Origin of the sequence: Thermoflavifilum thermophilum, from assembly GCF_900116565.1 — a bacterium.
In the GTDB taxonomy this organism is placed as follows: domain Bacteria; phylum Bacteroidota; class Bacteroidia; order Chitinophagales; family Chitinophagaceae; genus Thermoflavifilum; species Thermoflavifilum thermophilum.
On record NZ_FPCJ01000001.1, the window covers coordinates 44108 to 60970 of the forward strand.

The window sequence follows — 16863 nt, forward strand, 5'->3', positions numbered from 1 at the left end:
CTGAAGTTGCGATGCATATTTGCTGTGAAATCGTCCACACACATAGTTATTTCAATGGTGAGCCAGGCTCCTTGCGGAAATGATTGTAAACGAGCCGATCGGCAAGTGTGGGGAACAAACGATTCACCCATACGGTGAGCTTACCCTGTGTGGTAAGTACCAGCGTACGTTTGCGGCGGGCTATGGCCTGTTCGGCAAGTGTGGCCACCCGTTCGGCTGACATAAGTTTGCTTTCATCCAGCGGCGTTTCACCTTGTTGTTCACCTTTTGCATTCAAGGCAGTCTGCCGAATATTGGATGCTGTAAACCCCGGACATATCCACATCACATGAACGCCACTATGCAATAATTCTGTACGCAAGGCTTCCAGAAATCCCTGCAAGGCAAATTTGGAAGCTGAATAGCCCGTTCGGCCCGGTAAGCCCCGGTAACCGGCTATGGACGAAATACCCGCAATCACGCCCCTGCTTTGCAAAAGATAAGGCAGGGCATAATGAATACAATACACAGCTCCCCAAAAATTCACCTGCATGAGTTGCTGAATAGGACGCAGATTCTGCAGATCAGCAAAGAGTGCGCGCATCGACAAGCCGGCATTGCAAATGAGAATATCCAGCCGGCCATAGCGGGCAATAATCTCTTCCACAAATCTCCGGCAATCTTCCTCATGGGCCACATCGGCCCTTACGGTCAGCAACCTCGATGCATCTCCAACCACTCCCTGCAATGCCTGCAGGGACTGTGCATGGCGCCCACACACGGCCACCTTTGCACCCAATGCATGATAATGCAAGGCCAATGCCCGTCCTATGCCTGAACTGCCACCCGTAATGGCTACTACTTGCTGATTTGCTTTTGCTTTCATGATCCGATAAACTGCCAGCAAAAATAAAAACGCCTCCGCAAAGCCATCGGGAAATTTTTTATCGGAAATGCAAACATGTAATTCATGTTTTTATGGAAATATTGCTATTTTTGCACCCGCTTTGTTTGGTTGATCTCGTAGCTCAGCTGGTAGAGCACAACACTTTTAATGTTGGGGCCCTGGGTTCGAATCCCAGCGGGATCACTCCCTCCTCCCAATCAGCTTTCTCTTCCCGTTTCTCCTTGCCGGATTCGCTCAATGTCCAAGGGTTATTTTCAGGTTTCATCCATCGGGAGATCCATGCCTCTTTCGTTTTCCCAATGTGGTTGCCGATTTTTCTTCACACCCACAAATCCCACATCACCCTGCCGATATGAAATCAATTCGCTGCCAAACAAGGAACACCAGGCATAATATGCGCCATAAGTTGACTGATCAGGAGGGAATAGCCTGTACGTGCACCCGGTAGAAGGACATGTGACTTCAAGATATCGAATGCTTCCAACCGTTTTGCTTAGCATATCCGTTTCTTTCAACACGACCGGATTTTGATGACGGTCCAGAAACCGATTGATCTCCCGGGATGGCGCATAGGGCAACAAACTTTTTAAATCAAAACCTGCCTCATCTAAAAACCACTGAAGCTCTTTTTTGCTTTTCAAATGAAATCGGAAATACCAACACAGAAATTCAGCTATTATCCCTTCTTCCATTTGAATGGAATTGTCCATTATAAAAGGGGATACGTCCATCAAATCCCCATCCCATTTTTTTCTACCTAATTTTCTCATTTTTTTGATTTAAAAGAAATTTTCAAAAGAATCCTATTCAGCAGTGGAAGACATCAATGCTTCCCATTTGCCAACGAGATCTGATTTACCTATTTTTTTCAGGAATTCAACCATTACCTCTTTAATTGGAATCACCACATCTTCAAATTCAAAATCATCCGGAAGATATTCTCCGAACTTGCCGTAGTGAGATTTGAGTTCTAAATTGAAATTCGGAAAGAAATCTATCATAAAGGGAAGTCTGATTTCGCTTTGAAAGTTTCTTTCTATAAATTGAGAATATTGGCTAGCCTCAGTATAAAATACCGCTTTGGCATCTTTGATACAGGAAAAATACAGATTTCCGTTGTGGACATAAAAAAAGGGTATGTACAGATATTCATCTTTTATTGAGCAATTCCCAGGGTTATGATCAAAAATATGTTTGTTGATGTGTGCAAAAAAATCTTGCTGATAACGACGACTCGGCATGAGAGGCAAAATGCGGGAAAGCCTTTGCTTGTATTGTTCTTTCACATACCAGATCAAAAATTCCGGAAACTGACTGAAATAGGCTTTTGGGTCAACAATGTATTGTAAAACAGCAGCAATCTGAGGACCCAAGCGATCTTGATATTTGTCAATAAATTTCTTTAAACAAGAAAGTTGAAATGAACAAGAAAAGTCAAGGAGGTCATCCATTTCAAAGGAGTCATCTAATTCAGGAAACATATGGGTATCAGTTTAAAATGCGATTGAAATATAAGTTCTGTCAAAAAACATCTGAAAGGTCAATCCCATACCCATCTGTTGATGCCGGTAACCGGATCATATTCCAACTGCTGAACCACTTCATATTTGCCGGGTAATAGGACGATATCGCCGTGTTCACCAGTAGCTATTTCCTGACCTGTCAATACATAAGCCTGCTCGTGCAAATGCCTGATTACGGCTGGTCTTCGCCGGGTGCTGCGGACATAGGATTTGCCTTTACGGCTGATGAATTTGCCCTTCACCAATACATGGGCGTGTCCCGAAACTTCGCCGCGGGCGAGGATACGCATTTTTCTTTTCCTGATTGCAAACGTTTTGAGGAAATTGAACAGTGAAGCCATAAGAGAACGATTTATTGTTTTTGAATGATGTGTGCCCAGGCTATTGAAAATTGGAAGACAACAAGCACAAAAAAGAGCATAAACGTGCCTGAATTCCATAAAAAAATTTTCTGTACAGCCATTATGCTGCACAGAAAATTTTATGGCACATGGATTGATAGCCGAGAAATCAGCCTGCAATTTTTCCCCGCCTTATCGGGCTACGGGTTGGGGTTTGGCGCGGAGGTATTGCACGGGCCAGGGAATATCGGCCCCCAATTCGATAGCGGCATGCAAGGCAAAGTACGGATCACGCAACATTTGACGAGCCATGATAATGAGATCGGCCTGTTGTTGTTGCAGAATGTTTTCGGCCTGGAGGGCTTCCGTGATCAGGCCAACAGCTCCTGTGGCAATGCCGGCTTCTTTGCGGATGCGCTCCGCAAAAGGCACCTGATAGCCGGGCTCTGCGGGCACCTGCGCATAAGGCACCAATCCACCGGAAGAACAATCAATTAGGTCAACACCTCTTTTCTTCAGCTCTTTAGCCAACCACACACAATCTTCCACCTGCACACCTCCATCCACCCAATCGGTGCATGAAAGCCGCACAAACAAAGGATAGGCATCGGGCCACACCTGCCGCACGGCTTCCGTCACCTGAAGCAGCAGCCGGGCGCGATTTTCCCTTGAGCCTCCATAGGCATCGGTGCGATGATTGCTAAGCGGCGAAAAAAACTCATGCAGCAAGTAACCATGAGCACCATGAATTTCTACAATCTGAAAGCCGGCCTCCAGTGCCCGTTTGGCAGCATCCACAAAATCGTGAATGACTTTTTCAATACCCTTTTCATCCAATGCCAGCGGTGGTCTTTCTCCTTCCCTGAATGGGATGGCACTGGGTGCTACGGTTTGCCAGCCTCCGTTTTCAGGTGCCAGCTGATGACCGCCTTCCCAGGGACGTGCCGTACTGGCTTTGCGACCGGCATGAGCGAGCTGAATGGCTGGAACGGCACCTTGTGATTTGATAAAATCGGTGATCTGCCTGAGTTTGGGGATGTGCTCATCTTTCCACAAACCCAGGTCGTGCGGTGTAATGCGGCCTTCCGGAGAAACAGCCGTTGCCTCCACACACACAATACCCGCCCCACCTACAGCGCGGCTGCCTAAATGCACCAGATGCCAGTCGGTGGCATACCCATCTTCACTGGAATACTGACACATAGGCGAAACCATGATGCGGTTGCGAATTTGTAAATTCCTGCATGAAAATGATTTAAATAACATGCTCATTGGATATGTGTTTTAGGTTTGGCAAAATAAAACCACAGAACAGGAAATGCAGTTATGAAACTGTAAAATTTGTTATCACAAATTTTATTGTACGATAATCACCTCCCAATCTTCTGGCTTTTCCATGAATTGAATCCCTACCGCATCATTGGCCTGATAGCGATATACTGTGAAACTGCACACTTGTTGTTTAGTAAGAGGCAAATGCCGAATGCGTACGTTGTTTAAATATTCCGGTAAAACTGGCTTGTGAAAATACAAGCGCTTGGCGGGAGCATGAATTTCGATGTGGAGCATTGCTTGAACCAATAGAAATACGGCAGCAACCGACCAGGCCTGTGGTGAACAGGCTACGGGGTAGGCTGTGGGCCCTTCACCTTTGCGCCGCTCAAATCCGCAGAACAGTTCTGGCAGCCTTTGCAGCTCAATAAATAAAGAAGCATCAAACAATCCGGTCAACAAGGCCAGCATCTGCTGCTGGTGGCCATAACGCGCCAGTCCTTTAGCAATAAGGGCTACATCGTGCGGCCATACCGAGCCGTTGTGATACGACATAGGATTGTAGCGGACTTCCTTGCTTGATAGGGTGCGAATGCCCCAGCCACTGAACATATCAGGCTGCAAAAGCCGCTTTGCGAGCACAGCTGCCTTTTCCGGATCAGCAATGCCTGTAAAAAGCACCTGGCCGGCATTGGAGCTCATGACCCTGCAGGGCTTCTTATCAGCATCCAACGCCAGCACATAGGCCTGCATGGCATCATCCCAGAAGCGTTCATTGAATTGTTTTTTCAGTTGCGTAGCTTTATTCTCCCAGGTCTCTGCCAGGTGCGGTTGCTGCATCAGGTGCGCCAGCCGGGCGGCCGACTGAAAAGCAGCGTATGCATAGCCCTGCACCTCACATAGCGCAATAGGTGCCTGCGCCAGTTTCCCATCGGCATGCATGATGGCATCAAATGAATCCTTCCAGCCCTGATTGGAAAGGCCATGCTGATTTTGGGAAAAATATTCCAGAAAACCATCTCCATCCCGATCCCCATATTGCACAATCCATTCCATGGCACGCTGTATATGCGGCCAGAGTTTTTGCACGGCAGCCAGATCGGCCGTACGTTCATAATAAGCTCCGGCCAGCATTACGAACAATGGCGTCGCATCAATGGTACCATAATAATGTTGAAAAGGTACCTCATGCAAATTCACCATTTCCCCATGTCGCATCTCATGCAGAATCTTACCCGGCTCAGCTTCGGTGGCTTTATCAAAGGCATCGGCCTGATGGGCTGCCAGAAAAAACAATACATCCCTGGATAATTCCGGAAGCAGCCACAGTGTTTCATAGGCAGTAATCAATCCATCCCTCCCGAAAGCCGTATTGTACCAGGGCACACCTGCGTATGGATATTTCCCGTGCGGAGTATTTGCCGTCAGGGAAACCAAATCTGTTTTAGAGCGATTGATCCAATTGTTAAACTGTTCATTGGAAGTGAAAATTTCAGGAAAACTTTCGCGTACTTCCTGCAGCTGCAATTGCAGATGTTTGAGGGCTTTCCCGTGATCGGTGCCAATTCTTTGCAGGGAATCCTCGCGAAAAGAGATGTTATATTCCAGCACGTGTGGCCGGCCGGGTTGCAGGGTCAATGGAAACACTGCAGCCACGGGCTCGTGCAGCTGCAGTTGGGGCACATTTTTTTTAAAATCAATGATGGCATACCGGCGAATCTTATCCAGGCCTTCATATCCCAAAATAAGCTGATGCGGTTCCGGTGAAAATGGCGCCAGGAGCTTACCTCTTGCCTGCCGCTTCAGGCCCCGCACTTCAAAAATATCCCTGAAATCGCCGCTAAACGAAAGAATACACACCAGGCTGCAGACCTGATGATGATAATTCATGAACTCGAGCTTTTCATAAAAAATACCGTTCCGGATAAACTGGCTGCGACGAATGTGGATGGAACCCTTGGGGATCCGATAACCCGCCTCGTCGTGCAGCTCCTGATTGGTGAGATCCACAGACAAACTCTCATTTTCTTCCCGCACAGTAGAGCTAAGCAACAAGGGTCGGGTATCGTTCAATTGCAACTGAAGATGATGAATGTATCGGGTATCCCGATGGTACAAACCGTGAATGCCATCGGGCAATGGCAACACATCTCCCCAACGGTCAAAAATGCCGAAAGTATCGGTGCGGTTCAATACTTTCACGCGATCGTCGGCATAGGTAGTAGCGGTCAGAATCGCGTATTTGCTTGCCGATTCCTGTTCGTTGACCAGATTTTTTTCTGCCTGATTCATACCTTCAGTTTCATGCTCTGCAATCCGTTGAAAGCTAAAGTGAATAGTGAGATGCTGTTTGCATCAAGCTGATTGCAACTGCAAATTTTTTTCCGGCTGTGCCGATGCCGGGAATATCCTGCGTTCTGCCGGTTTGTGTCCGCACAGCTGATGATAAACTTGCAGGTAATTTTCAGCCATGATATCGGAAGTAAAGCGGGATTCAAACACCCTCCTGATTTGTGTACGATCCAGTAAATCTATATTTCGCAAAGCTTCCACGGCTTCTTCTACATGTTGTACAATAAATCCGCTTACTCCATGATCAATCACTTCTGGCACTGAACCCCGGTTAAATGCGATCACAGGTGTACCACAGGCCATCGCTTCAATCATCACCAGGCCAAATGGTTCAGGCCAATCAATGGGAAACAGCAAGGCTTTTGCTTTTCCCAAAAATTCGTTTTTATCCGCATCGCCAATTTCACCGATATAATGCACATGCGGCAAGTCAAATAAATGCCTGATGGATTTTTCAAAATATTCTTCATCAGCCTTATCAATCTTGGCTGCAATGTAAATCGGATAGCCAGCCTGTGCTGCAATTTCAATAGCCAGATCAGCTCTTTTTTCGGGCGAAATTCTACCGATAAATGCCACATAACCTCCATCGCCTTTGCCCTGACGATACAAATCTCTTGGCAGACCATGATACACATTGCCTACCCAGCGTGCGAATGGCAATGGCTTGCGTTGAGAATAAGAAATAGAAATCACCGGCTGATGGGCAAAACGGCGATACACATACGGCAGATCAGGTAAATCCAATCGCCCGTGCAAGGTAGTGACATGGGGTTTGTGCAGCAGATCAGACAATGGAAAATGCAGATAATCGGTATGAAAATGAATGATATCAAACTCATGGGCACGCGCTGCCACTTCGGCCATCTGAATGATATGATGCGCCAAGGGATCTTTTACAGCAGGATTCAACCGAATAGCTTCTTCCAGATGGCTCACCAGTTCTGCCTTTGTATGAGAATCTCCGCTGGCAAACAAGGTTACCTGATGGCCTTTTGCAATCAAAGCATCTGTCAGATAGGCCACAATGCGTTCCGTTCCGCCATACAGTTTAGGCGGCACAGATTCGTACAAAGGTGCAACCTGTGCAACGTGGAGTTTCATAAGATCTGTTTTTAACCCAACCAAAAGAATGATAACAAAAGAGAAGGCTGTAGAGCTTTTTTCAAATCACATGCCAGCGGTGGTCAGGATGTCAATTTTTCAGCCGGTTTATCGGAAGCAGGCAAGGGATAGAGTTCGGCACGAGCGCGAGGCAAGCAATGCGGATATTGTTCCTGTAAAAAACGAATGATTTTTTCCCGGATATCACAGCGTAAATCAAAAGTTTTGCTGGAATCTGAAGCACTCACCAGAATCCGGATCTGCATGGTATGTTCCGTTGTATCGGTTACCTGAACCAACTTCACTTTCCCATCCCAGAGCGGATGATTGATTAGCAAACGATCCAGCTCACTACGGATAGCCTCTACAGGCAAAGTATAATCGGCATAAATGAATACAGTACCAATGAGATCAGTGGATGTACGCGACCAGTTTTGAAAAGGTTTTTGTGTAAAATACGTGATGGGAAGCACCAGCCTGCGCAAATCCCATATCTTTACCACCACATAGGTCAGCGTAATTTCCTCAATTCTCCCCCATTCCCCTTCCACAACCACAATATCATCTATTCGCATCGGCTGTGCGAAAGCAATTTGCAAACCAGCCAATAAATTAGACAGCATATTTTGCGCTGCAAAACCAATGATGATGCTGCTTACACCCACGCCGGCCAGCAATCCCGTACCAATGTTGCGTACGCTTTTGAAACTAAGCAATATGGCAGCAATAGCCAGCAGAATGATAATTACACTGAATACACGATGTAGAAACTGTAACTGGGTGTGAATCTTTCTGGCTTTGAAATTATCTGCTGCATGCACATCAAACTTGTAACCCACATAAGCCTCCACCACTCGGAACCCATTGATAATAATCCAGGCCACAACGATGATAATGCCAATCTGAAGCACTTTACCCACCGGATACCGATAATCATGCGGCATGTATAAAAACGGGAGAGATAACCTCACCAGCAGCAAAGGCAGAAAATAGGCAAAAGGACGACCGAGATAACGGATAGCGGTTAAATAAAATGAAAACGGGGCCTCGCGGTTGGCCGTGCGCCTGAGGATCCAGCTGATGATTATTTTCAACAAAATTCCAAGCAATACAGCAATCAGCAACACCAGCACATCCCATGCCCAGTAAGGCAAATGCAAAGCCTGGCGCAGCTGCTCAATTGCTTGATCGAACAGCATATCTACTTCTCTGTCAGCAATAATTGTCAGCGACATATACCAAATGCTTTGCACATGCAAACTACAACAAGTTTCAGAGATTTTTCATATCCATCATCAGACCTCGCAAACAAAAAGGGTTTTGTATTTTTACGCTGTTGACATGCCCCATTAAAGTATCATTGCACCATGATCAAACATATGGAAACGGCAGACATAAAGTTTATGAAAGAAGCTATTGCCTGTGCACAGGAAGGCCTGCAAAAGCGGGCTGGTGGGCCATTTGGAGCGGTGATTGTAAAAGATCAGCAAATCATCGCACGGGGATATAACCGGGTGTTGATAGATCGTGATCCAACAGCTCATGCAGAAATGGTAGCCATTCGCGAAGCCTGCAGGAAGTTGCATGATTTTCAGCTGCACGGCTGTGATTTATATACCACCTGCGAACCCTGTCCCATGTGTCTGGGCGCCATTTACTGGGCGCGACCCAAAAGAATTATTTTCGCCTGTACCCGTGAAGACGCAGCACGCATTCAATTTGATGATGCATTTATTTATGAAGAAATTCAAAAGCCTATAGATAAGCGGACTATCCCCATGATCAGCCTGGGGCGGGATGAAGCAATAACGCTTTTTCATCAATGGGAACAAATGGAAGATAAAATCAGATATTGATCATCCTCTTAGGCATGCATATCCTATAACTATCTGTGATCAGCTTTATACCGCTTGTTTAATTGGCTGCGCATTCCATAACATCGTCTGATCACCTGATACAAACTGATCAATCCATTTCTGCAGCAAAGCTATCCACGAAGGAATGGTATTCAGACAGGGAATCATTTCAAATGATTCACCGCCACTTTCCAAAAACGTTTTTCTTCCTTCCTGATCAATTTCTTCTAAAGTTTCCAGGCAGTCTGAAACGAATGCTGGACAAACCACCAGCAGCCGCTTTTTCCCTTCAGCCGGCAATTGCTGCAAACGTTGGGCGGTGTATGGCTTTAACCATGGATCCCTGCCCAATCTGGACTGAAAACTTAATTCATACTGATCAGTTCCCAATCCCAGCCGATGCGCCACCAGCCTGGTTGTAACCATTACCTGATGACGATAGCAAAAAGCATGTGCGGGAGATGGCACCTCACAACAATCTGTTCGTTGCAAACAGTGTTGCTTTGTAATATCTGATTTGCGAATATGTCGCTCGGGCACGCCATGGTAGCTGAAAAGCAAATGATAATCCGGTTTAAGAAAATTCTGGATATGTGCACTCAATACCTGAATATAATCTGCATCATCATAAAAAGGCTTCAATACAGCTAACCGAAACGGATAGCGTTTTTTGCGATGCCAGTGCTGAGCATACACCACAGCGGTTTCATAGGATGACATGGCATAATGGGGATAAAGCGGAATGAGCAAAACTTCCTGCAGATTGGGATATTGCTGTGCAAGGGTATCCATAGCCACATCGGGCCGGGGCATGCCATATCGCATGCACCATTGCACGGGCACATGCACACGGGCCGACAATGCAGCAACCAATTGTTTGGTTATCACAATAAGCGGTGAGCCTTCTTCCCACCAGATGCGGCCGTAAGCTTCAGCCGAACGCGGCGCACGGAAAGGCACAATGATACCATCCACTAACAGTTTTCTGAACAGATACGGATAATCTATAACCCGCTTATCCATCAGAAATTCATGCAAATAGGTTTTTACGTCCTTCACCTGCAAAGACGATGGCGAACCTAAATTCATCAGCAATACTGCCCGTGTAACAGATGTATCGGCCATAACTCAGAAGTTTCAACGCACGAATTTAACATGCGATTTTGGTGATTCAATGATTTGTGAAACGAAAATCGCGGATCATTACCTGCATTTTGCTGCCCCGTGCGGTTGCGGCTGCATTTATTTTAGGAGAAATGACAGCGTAATGACAGGTTAAACCCGATTTATCTGAAAGACGATTTTATTTTTGCAACAGGAGATCAGAAGATTGTTGCATGAGCCAAGAAACACAAAACGGGAAAATTCTCGAGCATTTTTTCTGTTGCGGAATCAATCACACCATCAGCGATACTTCTACCAGAAGTTTATATGCCATTCACCACGATCAGTATGAGCAACTTCTGCATCTTGCCAGGAAAAAACATCTTTCAGAACTATTTGTGCTTTCAACCTGCAACCGTACAGAAATTTATGGCTTTGCACCTGAAGCCGCTTCCCTGATGGCATTGGTGGGAGAGGTTTCGCGTGGTGGAAAAGAATTATTTGCACAAATTGCTTACACCTACGCAGGCAAGGATGCCGTGCATCATTTGTTTCGGGTAGGAGCCGGATTGGATTCCCAGATTTTAGGCGATTACGAAATCATTGGCCAGGTAAAGGCTGCAGCTCGTTTTGCGAAGGAAAGAGGATTTCTGGGTTCTTTTACTGAACGACTGGTGAATGCCGTGATTCAGGCTTCCAAACAAATTAAAAATGAAACATCACTTAGCTCAGGTACTGTTTCGGTTTCTTTTGCCGCCGTGCAATGGTTATTGCAATCAGTCGATGATTTAACCCACAAACATATTTTGCTGGTTGGAGCTGGTAAAATAGGCCGCAGTACCTGCAAAAACGTGATTGAATATTTGAATCCCGCACAGGTTACGCTCGTGAATCGAACCTACGACACCGCTGAAGCCTTTGCCCGCGAACATCAGATTCATTTTGCACCTTACCATCAGCTCGCCAGTCAAATTCGGCAGGCCGATATCATTCTGGTGGCTACCAATGCTTCCTCTCCCACCTTGCTGCCCTCCCATTTTGCTGATGGGCAGCCCAAAATTGTGATTGACCTTTCTATACCCGAAAATGTCCATCCGGATGTCCGCCGCTTTGCACACGTAAAAACTGTAAATGTGGATGAGCTTTCCCGCTATAAGGATGAAACCATCCAGCGACGACAGCAGGCCGTACCGGAAGCGCTGGCCATCATCGAGAAACACCAGAATGATTTTCTGTGTTGGTATCGCATGCGCAGATATACTGAGGTGCTCCGGGCATTGAAACACAAGCTGGAGCAAATCCACCACCAGGAAATTCAGCAGATTAAGGAAAACCTCAGCTACGATCAGCTCTCCACCCGCATCATACAGAAAATCATTGATCAGATAGCCTGCAACCTTCGCAAGAAAAGTCCCCAGCAAGCCGAAATATATCTTCAATCACTTCAGGAATTACTCGACCTTTCTTTTTACCCGGCCGAAAATTTTATAACCGGATTCCCGTCTTCTGCACCTGATCAGTTATGATGCCTGAACTTTTACGCATTGGCACCCGAAACAGTGAGCTGGCAAGGTGGCAGGCCATGCAGGTTCAGGAATTGCTTGCCCGACAGGGACTGAAAAGCGTGCTGGTGCCGGTAGAAAGCCTGGGCGACCGCGATCAGCACACCCCGCTTTATGCCATGGGTGTACAGGGCGTATTTACCCGTCACCTGGATCAGGCTTTGCTGGCACGTGATGTGGACCTGGCTGTGCACTCGCTAAAAGACGTGCCAGTACAGCCGGCGAATGGCATCTGTCTAGCTGCCGTATTGCCTCGCGGTCCCGTAAATGATGTATTGATTTGCAGGGAAACAGCCTGGCTGGAAGATGCGCGCGCACAGGCTACCATTGCCACCGGTAGCATCCGCCGGCGAGCCGCCTGGCTGCACCGCTATCCGCATCATCGGGTGATGGATCTTCGCGGCAATATTCCGACACGCCTCCGCAAATTCCGGGAAAGCAGCTGGCAGGGCGCTCTTTTTGCACAGGCTGCGCTGGAACGACTGGCCATTTCCCTCCAACCGGATGAAAAGATGATTTCCCTTCCCTGGATAATACCGGCTCCCGGCCAGGGCGCCATCGCAGTGGCTGTACGGGAAGAAGATGCAGAACTGCGCGAATTTTGCGCAGCCCGGCTCAATGATCCGCATACAGCTTTGTGTGTAAACATGGAGCGGGCTTTTCTGCAAGCCATGGAGGGCGGATGCTCTACTCCCATCTGCGCCTATGCCCGGATAGAGGCAGCATTGCCAGCATGGGAATCAACCGAAGAAACATTTTCTGTGATTTTCACAGCTCAGGTGCTCAGCCCGGATGGCAGCCGGAAGCTGGATATTGAACTGAAAAAAAACCTTCAAAGCCGGGAAATTGTTTCCCGGGCCGATGGGCTAATTGAGGAAATAGCCCGGGAAGCAGCCGAAAATTTGTTGTCCAGAGGAGCAAAAAACTTGCTGCGCAGCAGCCATCATCCTTCAAACCCGAATCCAAATCTATGACAGCCCGGTTTCGTCTGCTGTTTACCCGTGAGATACATCGGGACCTGCTTGCAGAAGCCAGGCAAAAAGGCTTTGATATCTGCTGTGAATCTTTTATCGAAACCCGACCGGTGGAACCTTCTCTTATTGCCGGATATCTTCATGAAATCCTGCCGCGTCCTATCCATGCCATATTCACAAGTGCCCATGCTGTGGAAGCCGTGCTTCCTTTGGTCGGCAAGGAGAAACTAAGCTGGACAGTTTTTTCATTGGACGGAGAAACCCGGGCAGCTGTACTCCGCTACCAGCCTGAAATTCACCTCATAACAGCTCCTAATGCAGCGCTGTTGGCCGAACAAATCATTTCCCTGCCTTCGCATCGCCAGGCTGAGTGGTATTTTTTCTGCGGAAACCGCCGGCTGGATATTCTGCCACAACGGCTCAGCCAGCAAGGCATCAGCCTTCGGGAAATAGAGGTGTATGACACCCGGCTCACACCCAAACGCATCGCCACGATATACGATGGATATGCCTTTTTCAGTCCCAGCAGCGTGGAAAGCTTTTTCAGCCTAAACCGGCTCACAGAACCCAGGCCCTGTTTTGCCATCGGAGAAACCACGGCCCAGGCATTGGAGCATTATGCATCGCAGGTAATCGTGAGCCCCAAACCGCAGACAGTTTTTTTGCTGCAAACGATATATGCTTATTTTGGCGTTGAGCCCCGGCTGCCATCTGGCAATTAAAAAGTTAAACCCGCAATTTCGCTTGCTTATGATACAAAACGATCTGCTACTGAAAAGCCTGCGCGGAGAACCAGTGAACCGTCCACCTGTTTGGATGATGCGGCAGGCCGGACGTTTCTTGCCCTCCTATCAACACCTTCGCGAGAAATATGATTTTTTTACCCGTTGCCAGACCCCCGAATTGGTAGCTGACATCACCTGTTTGCCAGTGGATGAACTGGGTGTGGATGCCGCCATATTGTTTTCCGATATCCTGGTAGTGCCGCAGGCCATGGGCGTACATATCGATATGCAGGAAGGACGCGGCCCAGTTATTCATCAGCCGATTGAAAAACCGGAAGACGTAAATCGTCTCGAAGAGCCCGATGTTACACATACACTCGGCTACGTATTTCAGGGCATACAGGCAACACTCGAAAAACTGAATGGCAGAGTCCCGCTGATTGGCTTTGCCGGCGCACCCTGGACGTTACTTTGTTATCTGGTGGAAGGCAAAGGATCCGCAGGATTTGAACAGGCACGGGCATTCTGTTATCGCTATCCGGATGCCGCACATGCCCTGCTGGAAAAAATCACCCGGGTAACGATAGCCTATCTGCAACACCAGGTGAAGGCAGGCGTACACTGCGTACAGGTGTTCGACTCCTGGGCCGGACTGTTGGGGCCCGAGGGTTTCCAGCAGTTTGCACTACCTTATCTGCAACAAATCAGCCGATCTTTATCTGCCTTTTGCCCGGTGATTCTTTTCCCTAAAGGTGCGTGGTTTGGATTGGCATCGTTATGCCATTCCGGTGCGGCAGCCATCGGGATCGACTGGCAAACCGAGGCGGGCTTTGCCCGAAAGGCAACCAACCACGAGCTGACATTGCAGGGCAACCTCGATCCGACGGTTTTACTGACCGACCCGGTAACCATCCGCCGGCAAACGTTCCGAATGATTCAGGCTTTTGGCAAGGAAAAATATATTGCCAACCTCGGGCACGGCATCCTGCCGCAAACACCGGTGGAAAATGCCCGTGCCTTTGTTCAGGCTGTCCAAAGTTTTTCCGAATCATGGATTGATTAACCCAATAGCAATCTCGATTGTAAGCTCTATGCCTGCCGAAGACAGTTCTGACAAACACCAAACCAAAAGCCTGTGAAGTTTTTGGAAATTTGCAACGTGGATATGCTGACTGATACACCTTTATCCCTAAGCCTCGAAGCCCGGCAATGGGCATCTGATATCCGACACTGGCAAAATGAAATCTGCCAGGCTCTGGAAACTGAAGATGGACAGGCCACCTTCCGGTCTGATACCTGGGAAAGGCCTGCCGGCGGCGGGGGTATCACCCGCATCATTGAAAACGGCAGGGTATTCGAAAAAGGAGGCGTAAATACATCGGCCGTGTATGGCGAATTGCCCGAAAACCTGCGGCAGCTCATGCATACGCCCCATCGTTATTTTTTTGCCGCTGGCCTGTCGCTGGTCATCCATCCACTGAATCCCTATGTGCCAACCGTCCATGCCAACTGGCGCTATTTTGAATTGTATGATACTGATGGAAATGTAGCCGATCGCTGGATTGGCGGAGGCTCTGATCTTACGCCTTACTACCTGTTTGAAGAAGATGCCCGCCATTTTCATCTGACCTTGAAACATGCCATGGACCCCTTCGGGAAGAATTTATACCCGATGTTCAAACAGGAATGCGATAACTATTTCCGCAATGCCCATCGGGATGGAGAAGCCCGCGGCATTGGCGGTGTGTTTTACGATTATATCCGGCCGGCAGACACGCGGGCTAACCTGAGCCTGGAACAGCTGTTTGCCTTTCAGCGGGCTGGAAAGGAGGCATTCTTAGCGGCTTATCTGCCTATCGTTCGGCGCAGGAAAAACATGCCCTATGGCGAAAAAGAACAATACTGGCAAGAAATCCGCCGCGGACGCTATGTGGAATTTAACCTGATTCACGATCGGGGAACCTTGTTCGGCCTGAAAACCGGCGGCCGCACCGAAAGCATCCTGATGAGCCTGCCGCCCCGTGCCCGATGGGTATATCAGTATCAGCCCGAACCGGGTAGTCCGGAAGCGGCTCTGCTGGAGGTTTGCCAGCATCCCAGACAATGGGTATAAAAATGCGATTCACAGATTGCTAAAAAACGAGCTTATGATTTTATCCAAACGTTACCGTATTCTCAGACAGTCTGCTGCCATCCGCAGCATGGTGCGGGAAACAAGGCTGCATCCTACACAGCTGATTGCCCCGTTATTTGTAATCGAAGGCAAGGATGTGAGAGAACCCATCCCTTCCATGCCCGGTTATTTCCGGCTCAGCCTGGATGAATTGATGAAAGAAGTAAAAGAACTCTGGAGTGAAGGGGTAAAATGCGTATTGCTTTTTGCAAAAGTCCCCGATGAGCTGAAAGACAATACAGGCAAGGAAGCGTTGAATCCGGATGGCCTGATGCAACGAGCGATTCGCAGCATCAAACACAACCTGCCTGAAATCTGCGTGATGACCGATGTAGCGCTGGATCCCTACTCCTCCTATGGCCACGACGGCATCGTGGAAAACGGAGAAATCGTAAACGATCGCACCGTGGAGGTGTTGGCGGAGATGAGCGTGAGCCACGCCGAAGCAGGGGCCGATTTTGTAGCCCCCAGCGATATGATGGATGGCCGGATTGGAGCCATACGCCAGGCACTTGAAGCACATGGTTTTCACAAAACCGGCATCATGGCCTATAGCGCCAAATATGCATCCTGCCTGTACGGGCCTTTCCGCGATGCGCTTGACTCGGCCCCAGGTTTTGGCGATAAAAAAACCTATCAGATGGATTATGCCAACAGCCGCGAAGCCATCAAGGAAGTGCTGCAGGATGTGGAAGAAGGTGCAGATATCGTGATGGTAAAGCCGGCCGTCGCTTACCTGGATATTATTCATGCTGTGAAACAACAAGTTCAGGTGCCCGTAAGCGCCTATCATGTATCCGGTGAATATGCCATGATCAAGGCCGCTGCACAGATGGGCTGGCTCGATGAAGATAAAGCCATTCTCGAAATCCTCACCGGCATCCGGCGTGCCGGGGCCGACCTCATTGCCACCTATTTTGCCAAACAGGCTGCCCGGCTGTTACAGGAGGTAGCTGAATAAGCCTTTGCGGAATTGATTTTTTGTAAACCA

16 protein-coding genes and 1 tRNA gene are annotated in these 16863 nt (G+C 48.1%); 8 read left to right on the top strand and 9 right to left on the bottom strand.

Features of this window, described 5'->3' with window-relative positions; genetic code table 11:
- Window positions 1–46: 46 nt before the first annotated feature.
- Window positions 47–865 (bottom strand): SDR family oxidoreductase, encoded by an 819-nt coding sequence (locus BM367_RS00175; RefSeq protein ID WP_092456039.1) that lies wholly within the window; start codon window positions 863–865, stop codon window positions 47–49.
- 131 nt (window positions 866–996) lie between these two features.
- Between BM367_RS00175 and BM367_RS00180 the strand changes: the two genes are divergently transcribed.
- Window positions 997–1069 (top strand) — tRNA-Lys (locus BM367_RS00180).
- 71 nt (window positions 1070–1140) lie between these two features.
- Here the strand turns inward: BM367_RS00180 and BM367_RS00185 are convergent.
- From BM367_RS00185 to BM367_RS00215, 7 genes are all read right to left on the bottom strand, one after another.
- Window positions 1141–1656: a hypothetical protein gene (locus BM367_RS00185; RefSeq protein WP_092456042.1), complete on the bottom strand. Its 516-nt coding sequence runs from the start codon at window positions 1654–1656 to the stop codon at window positions 1141–1143.
- Window positions 1657–1689: 33 nt separating this feature from the next.
- Window positions 1690–2367 carry a hypothetical protein gene (locus BM367_RS00190; RefSeq protein ID WP_092456045.1) on the bottom strand — a complete coding sequence of 226 codons (678 nt, stop codon included), beginning with the start codon at window positions 2365–2367 and terminating at the stop codon, window positions 1690–1692.
- Between the two features lie 59 nt (window positions 2368–2426).
- Window positions 2427–2750: a hypothetical protein gene (locus BM367_RS00195; RefSeq protein ID WP_143103907.1), complete on the bottom strand. Its 324-nt coding sequence runs from the start codon at window positions 2748–2750 to the stop codon at window positions 2427–2429.
- A 192-nt stretch (window positions 2751–2942) separates the two neighbouring features.
- On the bottom strand, window positions 2943–4022 hold the full coding sequence (gene namA, locus BM367_RS00200) for an NADPH dehydrogenase NamA (RefSeq protein ID WP_092456051.1): 1080 nt from the start codon (window positions 4020–4022) through the stop codon (window positions 2943–2945).
- An 84-nt stretch (window positions 4023–4106) separates the two neighbouring features.
- Window positions 4107–6314 carry an amylo-alpha-1,6-glucosidase gene (locus BM367_RS00205; RefSeq protein WP_092456054.1) on the bottom strand — a complete coding sequence of 736 codons (2208 nt, stop codon included), beginning with the start codon at window positions 6312–6314 and terminating at the stop codon, window positions 4107–4109.
- 63 nt (window positions 6315–6377) lie between these two features.
- Complete coding sequence (locus BM367_RS00210) at window positions 6378–7478, bottom strand: glycosyltransferase family 4 protein (protein WP_092456056.1); 1101 nt, start codon at window positions 7476–7478, stop codon at window positions 6378–6380.
- A gap of 83 nt (window positions 7479–7561) precedes the next feature.
- Window positions 7562–8713: a mechanosensitive ion channel family protein gene (locus BM367_RS00215; protein WP_222842537.1), complete on the bottom strand. Its 1152-nt coding sequence runs from the start codon at window positions 8711–8713 to the stop codon at window positions 7562–7564.
- Between the two features lie 144 nt (window positions 8714–8857).
- Between BM367_RS00215 and BM367_RS00220 the strand changes: the two genes are divergently transcribed.
- Complete coding sequence (locus BM367_RS00220; RefSeq protein WP_092460830.1) at window positions 8858–9334, top strand: nucleoside deaminase; 477 nt, start codon at window positions 8858–8860, stop codon at window positions 9332–9334.
- 45 nt (window positions 9335–9379) lie between these two features.
- Here the strand turns inward: BM367_RS00220 and hemH are convergent, their stop codons facing one another.
- Entirely contained in the window at window positions 9380–10459 is a 1080-nt protein-coding gene (gene hemH / locus BM367_RS00225) for a ferrochelatase (RefSeq protein WP_092456059.1), read from the bottom strand.
- A gap of 212 nt (window positions 10460–10671) precedes the next feature.
- Between hemH and hemA the strand changes: the two genes are divergently transcribed.
- The 6 genes from hemA (at window position 10672) to hemB (ending at window position 16833) form a co-directional block, all read left to right on the top strand.
- Window positions 10672–11964 carry a glutamyl-tRNA reductase gene (gene hemA, locus BM367_RS00230; protein WP_092456061.1) on the top strand — a complete coding sequence of 431 codons (1293 nt, stop codon included), beginning with the start codon at window positions 10672–10674 and terminating at the stop codon, window positions 11962–11964.
- A complete protein-coding gene (hemC, locus tag BM367_RS00235) occupies window positions 11961–12974 on the top strand; it encodes a hydroxymethylbilane synthase (protein ID WP_092456064.1) in 1014 nt (337 codons plus the stop codon). Before hemA ends, hemC begins: the two co-directional genes overlap by 4 nt.
- Window positions 12971–13696, top strand: a complete 726-nt coding sequence (locus BM367_RS00240; protein ID WP_092456067.1) for a uroporphyrinogen-III synthase — start codon at window positions 12971–12973, stop codon at window positions 13694–13696. The genes hemC and BM367_RS00240 overlap by 4 nt, the downstream gene beginning before the upstream one ends.
- 28 nt (window positions 13697–13724) lie before the next feature.
- On the top strand, window positions 13725–14762 hold the full coding sequence (gene hemE / locus BM367_RS00245; RefSeq protein WP_092460831.1) for a uroporphyrinogen decarboxylase: 1038 nt from the start codon (window positions 13725–13727) through the stop codon (window positions 14760–14762).
- Window positions 14763–14834: 72 nt separating this feature from the next.
- Entirely contained in the window at window positions 14835–15812 is a 978-nt protein-coding gene (gene hemF / locus BM367_RS00250; RefSeq protein WP_245759856.1) for an oxygen-dependent coproporphyrinogen oxidase, read from the top strand.
- A 34-nt stretch (window positions 15813–15846) separates the two neighbouring features.
- Window positions 15847–16833, top strand: coding sequence for a porphobilinogen synthase (hemB, locus tag BM367_RS00255; RefSeq protein ID WP_092456072.1), 987 nt, complete (start codon window positions 15847–15849; stop codon window positions 16831–16833).
- Window positions 16834–16863: the final 30 nt, after the last annotated feature.